The sequence below is a fragment of the Caldisericota bacterium genome, assembly GCA_034717215.1.
Lineage (GTDB): Bacteria > Caldisericota > Caldisericia > Caldisericales > Caldisericaceae > UBA646.
Genome location: JAYELD010000128.1, coordinates 1 through 6,522 on the forward strand (window position 1 = coordinate 1; position 6,522 = coordinate 6,522).

Annotated in this window: 5 protein-coding genes; 4 read left to right on the top strand and 1 reads right to left on the bottom strand. The window is 35.5% G+C overall.

From position 1 onward, the window contains the following. A partial coding sequence (locus U9Q18_05345; GenBank protein MEA3313782.1) for a pyridoxal-phosphate dependent enzyme occupies window positions 1-1,326 on the top strand: 1,326 nt, incomplete at its 5' end. 68 nt (window positions 1,327-1,394) lie between these two features. Here the strand turns inward: U9Q18_05345 and U9Q18_05350 are convergent. Continuing rightward, complete coding sequence (locus U9Q18_05350) at window positions 1,395-2,816, bottom strand: MATE family efflux transporter (protein MEA3313783.1); 1,422 nt, start codon at window positions 2,814-2,816, stop codon at window positions 1,395-1,397. 153 nt (window positions 2,817-2,969) lie between these two features. On the opposite strand from U9Q18_05350, the gene mnmA reads away from it, so the two are divergent. The 3 genes from mnmA to U9Q18_05365 all read left to right on the top strand — a co-directional run bounded on the left by mnmA (window position 2,970) and on the right by U9Q18_05365 (window position 6,504). Then, complete coding sequence (gene mnmA, locus U9Q18_05355; GenBank protein MEA3313784.1) at window positions 2,970-4,001, top strand: tRNA 2-thiouridine(34) synthase MnmA; 1,032 nt, start codon at window positions 2,970-2,972, stop codon at window positions 3,999-4,001. A gap of 435 nt (window positions 4,002-4,436) precedes the next feature. Beyond that, entirely contained in the window at window positions 4,437-5,531 is a 1,095-nt protein-coding gene (locus U9Q18_05360) for a hypothetical protein (GenBank protein MEA3313785.1), read from the top strand. Continuing rightward, window positions 5,512-6,504, top strand: a complete 993-nt coding sequence (locus tag U9Q18_05365) for a hypothetical protein (protein ID MEA3313786.1) — start codon at window positions 5,512-5,514, stop codon at window positions 6,502-6,504. The genes U9Q18_05360 and U9Q18_05365 overlap by 20 nt, the downstream gene beginning before the upstream one ends. Window positions 6,505-6,522 lie beyond the last annotated feature (18 nt).

Consider the following 6,522-nt stretch of genomic DNA (forward strand, 5'->3'; position numbering starts at 1 on the left):
TGGGATCTTAATCCAAGAAATCTTTTTAGAATTACCTGGAAAAATGAGCCTGTAAGATTTGGCGGAAGATTTAACGGGATAAATTATCTTGAAATCCCCCAAGAAATATCAGGTACAAAAGCAAGAATTATTGTTCTGGTTGGAAAATTTTTCCCCACTGGTGCTCATAAGGTTGGCGCAACATTTGGTCCGCTTGTTGAAAAACTTGTACGAGGTGCATTTGATCCGACAAGGCAAAAAGCATTATGGCCGTCGACTGGTAATTACTGCCGTGGAGGTGCGTATGATTCTTATCTTCTTTCCTGTCCAAGTGTTGCAGTGTTACCCGAAGGTATGTCCAAAGAGCGTTTTGAATGGTTAAAAGAAGTAGGAGCAGAGATTTATGCTACGCCTGGAGTGGAAAGCAATGTAAAAGAAGTATTTGATAAGACGAAGGAATTAAAAAAAGAAAGGCCTGATGAGATTGTAGTTCTGAACCAGTTTGACGAAATTGGAAATGCGATCTGGCATTATGCTGTAACTGGTCCTGCAATGGAAGAGATATATAATAATGAGAGAAAAGGAAATCAACGTCTTTCAGCACTCTTTCTTACACAAGGATCTGCTGGAACGCTTGGGAGCGGGAACTACCTCAGGGAGAAATTCCCAACAATTAAGATTAGTGCAGGCGAAGCAGTGCAGTGTCCTACTCTTTTAAATAATGGCTTCGGCGGACATCGGATTGAAGGGATTGGTGATAAGCATGTTCCCTGGATTTTTGATGTAAAAAATATCGATATGGTAGCAGGTATCGATGATGAAGCTTGTATGCATATTATAAGACTTTTCAATGAACCTGAAGGAAGAGCGTATCTTAAAAAAATAGGAGTTAACCTTGAGCTTGTAGATAAACTTGACTTGCTTGGCATTTCTTCTATTGCAAATATTTTAGGTGCGATAAAAATGGCAAAATACTTTGAGATGGACAGAAATGACATTGTTGTTACCGTTGCGACAGATTCAATGGAACTGTATGGTTCTAGAATAGCAGAATTAAGAGAGGAGTATGGAGCATACAGAGAAATTGATGCGGCACAAGATTTTGAAAGATATTTAATGGGGGTAACTACTGATTGGATGTTAGAGCTTTCCTACTGGGATAAAAAGCGAATGCATAATCTTAAGTATTTTACATGGATAGAGCAGCAAGGGAAAACTGTCGAAGAGCTAGACGAACAGTGGTTTAATGATAATTATTGGAAAGATAAATTTAATTCATTTAGGGACTTAGACGAAAAAATTAAAGAATTTAATGAAAAAGTCGGGTTAATACGGAAATATAGATAATCTTAATAATTTTTTGGTGCAATTTTGTCCAGGGCATAGCGCAAGTATATGCCCTGAATTTTTTATATTTAGTGTACATCCATATCTTTAGGCTCGGTTTCCAGCGAAAGCACTTCCTTTTTCGTGATGATTTTCTTCTTCCATGTTCCTGTTTTGAACCATATAAATGCTAATAAAGAAATAACAATATTGCTTATAACCATTGAATAAAAGATACCGTTAGGCCCCATTTCCATTTTTATTGCCCACAAATATGCAAGGGGTATTCGAATAGCCCAGAGTCTTGCTGTGTTTAGAACAAGAATAGGAAAAGTATGACCTGATCCGCTGAAAGCTGCATTAAATGCAAACATAATACCAAAAAACGGTACAGAATAAGATGCTATCCTGAAAAAATTTATTCCAATACTTATTACTTCGGGGTCGTTAATGAAAAATCGTACAATTCCACCTCCGAATAAAAATGTAAGAGTTGCTCCACTAAATAAGAAGGCAGCGATAATTATTACGGTTTTCCACACGATGTTTTCTGCGCGCTCTACATTTCCTGCTCCCATATTTTGTCCCACCATTACTGTTGCAGCATGCGAGAAGCCCATTGCAGGCATATTAAGCAGAGAAATCATTCTGTTTCCAATACCAAATGCACTTATAACAGCAGAGCCAAAAATATTTACAATACTGATGAGTACTGTAAAACCAATTGAAGTTGCCATTTGCCCAAATGAAAGGGGCAACCCTATATGAAATATCTTTTTTGCAAGTTTTTTGTTAAACGAAATGTCTTTTATTTTAAGTGGGATTTCGCTTTTCTTTGAGAAGAGATATCTCAAGCCGATATATGCGGCAATGACGCGTGAAATATCTGTTGCAATTGCTGCGCCCATTACTCCCATTTTGGGCATTCCTATACCAAAAATCATAATCGGGTCTAAAATAATATTGATAACAATAGAAACGAACACAATCTTCATCGGGGTAATGGTGTTTCCTTTTCCTTGAATAACTCCCTGAAAAGCATGATACACAAACATGAATGGCATTCCCAGGAAAATTATTCTCATGTAGGTAAGTGTTGAGGCAAATGCGTCAGACGGGGTATGGAGAAGGCGAAGAACTGAAGGAGCAAAGAGAAATCCTATTATCCCTGAGGTTATGCCTAAAATTATCATAAGGAAAATTGTTGTGCCGGCTGTTTTTTCTGCTTGTTTACTGCGTCTAGCACCTGTATACTGAGCAACAAGTGTAGAGCCTCCGACTGATATTCCCATTGAAAATGCAATAAAGATAAATACTACGTTAAATGTAATTGTTGGCGCGGTAAGGGCTGCTTTTCCTACTTTACCCAGCCAGAATGCATCAACAATATTGTATAGAGTCTGGGCAAAATTGGCAAGTATTACTGGTAATCCTAAGATAAAGAGTTCTTCTACAATTAAACCGTTTAGTGGATCTGGTTTTCTTCGCATCATATTGTATAGCTTTTTCATCTACTGTTTAACCTTCTTATCCTTAAAAATAATGTAATAATACTTTATCATTTACATCATTTTTTTCAACTCTTATAAATGAATTATTATTTTATCTTTTTAATGCTGCTGTAGCTTGTTTTTTATATATATGTTTTTTGGTAAAATAATTGTATGAAAGTGATCGTAGGAATGAGTGGCGGGGTAGATAGTTCAGTTGCTGCCTATCTGCTTAAAAAAGAAGGATGGGATGTAATAGGCGTTCTTTTTAATACAGTTGAAAAATCTGAGGAAGTTTCGAAATGCTGCAATTTTAATGCTGTTATAACCACAGGAAAGATGCTTCATATTCCTGTTAAAGTTGTGGATGTTTACGAGGAGTTCAACAGGGAAATAATACAGGATTTTATCAATCAGTACAAAAATGGTTTTACTCCTAACCCTTGTGTTCTTTGCAATGAAAAAATTAAGTTTGGTTTTGGATTGGGAAAAACGGAAGAGCTTTTTAAAGGCTCATTTTTTGCAACCGGGCACTATGCAATTATCGAGAAAAATGATAGGTTGCATTTGAAAGCAGGTGTGGACAAAGAGAAAGACCAATCATATATGTTATGGAGATTAAAACAGTGGCAATTAAAGAAAACAATCTTTCCTTTAGGGATTTTTACAAAGAGAGATGTATATAAAATTGCCGAGGAAATTAAGATTCCAGTATTGCCTCTCGAAAGTCAGGATGTGTGTTTTATTCCTGGCAAGGTGAAAGTTTTTTTAGAAAAATATCTTCCGCAAAGAGAAGGAGAGATTATTAGTACAAAAGGGAAAATACTGGGAAAACATAACGGCGCGTATTTTTATACCGTAGGGCAACGAAGCGGGTTGCATATTTCTCATTCTACACCTCTTTATGTCGTGAGAATAGATACAGAAAAAAATATTGTCCTTTTAGGAGAGAGGGAAGAATGTTTTTTTAGAACCGCCGAACTTAGTTGTGTGAATTTTATAGAAAAATGGGATTTTACTAAAAGAAGGTTTACAGGTAAACCGAGATATCACGCAAAAGCAGCATCTTGTATTTTGAGAAAGGATGGAGATAAAGTAGTTGTGCAGTTCGATGTCCCTCAATTTGCTGTAACTTCCGGGCAAAGCCTTGTTTTGTACGATGGTGATTATGTTTTTGGAGGAGGAATTATTAAAAGAGCTTATTAAAAAGTTGCTCTTTTGTCAATATCTTGTAGGGAGGTCTCTGAAAAACCCCTATTTTGTCACCCTGAATTTATTTCAGGGTCTCAGAACACCTGATTTTATTAGATGCTGAAACAAGTTTAGCATGACATTTTGAGTTATTTTACCACTTTTTCAGAGACCTCGTAGAAGTTACATACGTGAATAAGTTTTTAAATTTCTATTTTTAGATAAATTTTCTGGATGGTTAAGTTTTTTCTTCAGAGGTTAGAGTCAAAATGTTTCTTATAAATACAACAAGACAAAATAAATTATTAATTATTAGATTTTTGTTGTATAATAAAAAAGTAAAATAAGTGAAAAGAAAGAGACGGTTTATTCTATTGCTTAAAGCTTGTATTTTAGTTGATTCGGTGTAGATATATTAATTAGTATAGTTTATGTGAATGGAGGTAACAGATGAAGATAGCACCGCAAGATTTAATATGGAAGGATTTTAAAGGAATGCATAAAAAAGAAGATCTTTTGACAGATCCAGTAGTAGAAGATTTACTTTTTATGCAGACAATCGAAGGACACGCTCACAATGGAGATGGTGCATTTAAAGGAAGGAAATTTGTTGATACAACTCTTAGCGATATCGTAGAAGCGTTAGGAAGAGATGTTTTTGTCGTGCGTTCAGGACGGCAGATGTTAATTGATGAAATTTATCAGTATGCTGAGCATGTAATGAGCGGTGAGAATTTGACACATCTTGTAAATGAGAAAGGCGAGCCATTGATGCGTTGTCCTTTATTTTTAGAATGGGAAGTAAATGCTTCTGATGTGTTGAGAGGATTGTATTTAGGCGGATTGATGGATGATTTTGATGCAAGAAAAAAGACAAATGATAGGTTCCATATTAATATGGGAGGAGGGAAACCATATCTTATTGACGTCAATAGAATGGAACAAATGCGCTTGAACGGAGAGATTCTTGCCCATGGAGAGCATGAAGATAAACTAGATGAATACGTGAAGAAAGGATTAATTATTCCTGACCCGGAGAAGGCGGATTTTCTCAACCACACAGATATCCGTTTCCAGTATATAAGACACAAGAAAGGTTTAGGGGTATCAGATGATTCAGCAGTTGTTGCGGGTGGATTGTTATATAGTGCAAGTGTTGCCTTAGGTGTTTATCTTGCAGATGCTATTGATACGCTTGATAAGTTTTCACTAAAGTTTATCGAACAGGATGGCGAGCTTGCTTTTAACATAAAAAAGAATTTTTCTTTACTCAACATTATAGATGAGGATGTTTTTTCTTTCATCTATCTTGTCTCGATCCCAAGTGGAGCAGAACATAAAATTCCTGACTCTTCCCAGAGATATTTTTTGAGAATTGATAAAGATAGCAATATTACTGCCATTGACTCGCATTATAGATTCGTAACAGGTAAACCATACCAGCATTTTAAAATTTCTTACGAAAATGTATTAAATGAAACTTTTTATAAATACATAAAGGAACGGGTAGAAACATTTAAAAAAAATGGCGTTTGCAGATATTAAAGAGCAGGATCATATTGTCAGGTATTTGAAAAATATTTTAAGGAAAGATAGAATTCCTCCCATGCTTCTTCTATCTGGAAGAAAAGGCACTGGCCGTTTTCTTGCCGCGACAATGTTTGCTAAAGCATTGAATTGTGCAAATAGCATTGGCGATTGTTGCGATAAGTGCAAGAGCTGCGTTGCGATAGAGCACAACGTGCACCCAAATGTGGTTGTTATAGGTAGAGATATGGATGTTGTGAGTATAAAAGATACTCGTAATATGATAAATGCGTCATTTGTTCCAGCTAATAACGGATATAGAGTGAATATTATTGACAATTCAGACAAGAGCACCCCCGAGGCATTTAGTAGTATGTTAAAATATCTTGAAGAGCCTCCGGAGCGTACTGTCAACATTCTTATTGCAGAAATGACAGAATTGCTGCCAGAAACAATTAGATCGCGGGCAGTAGAGCTAAAATTCAGGCCAATTAGCGCTGCTTTTATTCAGGAAGCTGTTAAAAAGACTGGTTTATCAGATGAAGATGCCGAAATTGTCTCAAAAATGGCTAATGGAAGCATGGAAAAAATTGAATTGTTTTCTTCAAAAGATTTTCTTAAAAAAAGAAAAATATTTATTGAGTACTTACTGAGATTTTTTTTAGATGAAGTTATTGTTTCAAAACTTCTGGAGGAATGGAACAAATTTTTAAGTGGCAACAGTTCGACGAAGAACGCAAAGGAATTTTTTGATATATTTTCAACATTATTACAAGACATTCTTTTTGTATCTGTATTGCACGATACAGAGCATATAACTAATGTAGATGCTCTTGGGTTTATTGCAGATAAATTTGTATTTGTTGATAGATCTAAATTACACAAAATGTATAATGTGGTTTTAGAAAAAAAACAGGCACTTTTGACAAGTGCTATACAGCAATATATACTGTTGGACGGCTTATTTAAGATTAAAGAGGCGATAAAATGAATTTAATAGAAGAGGAAG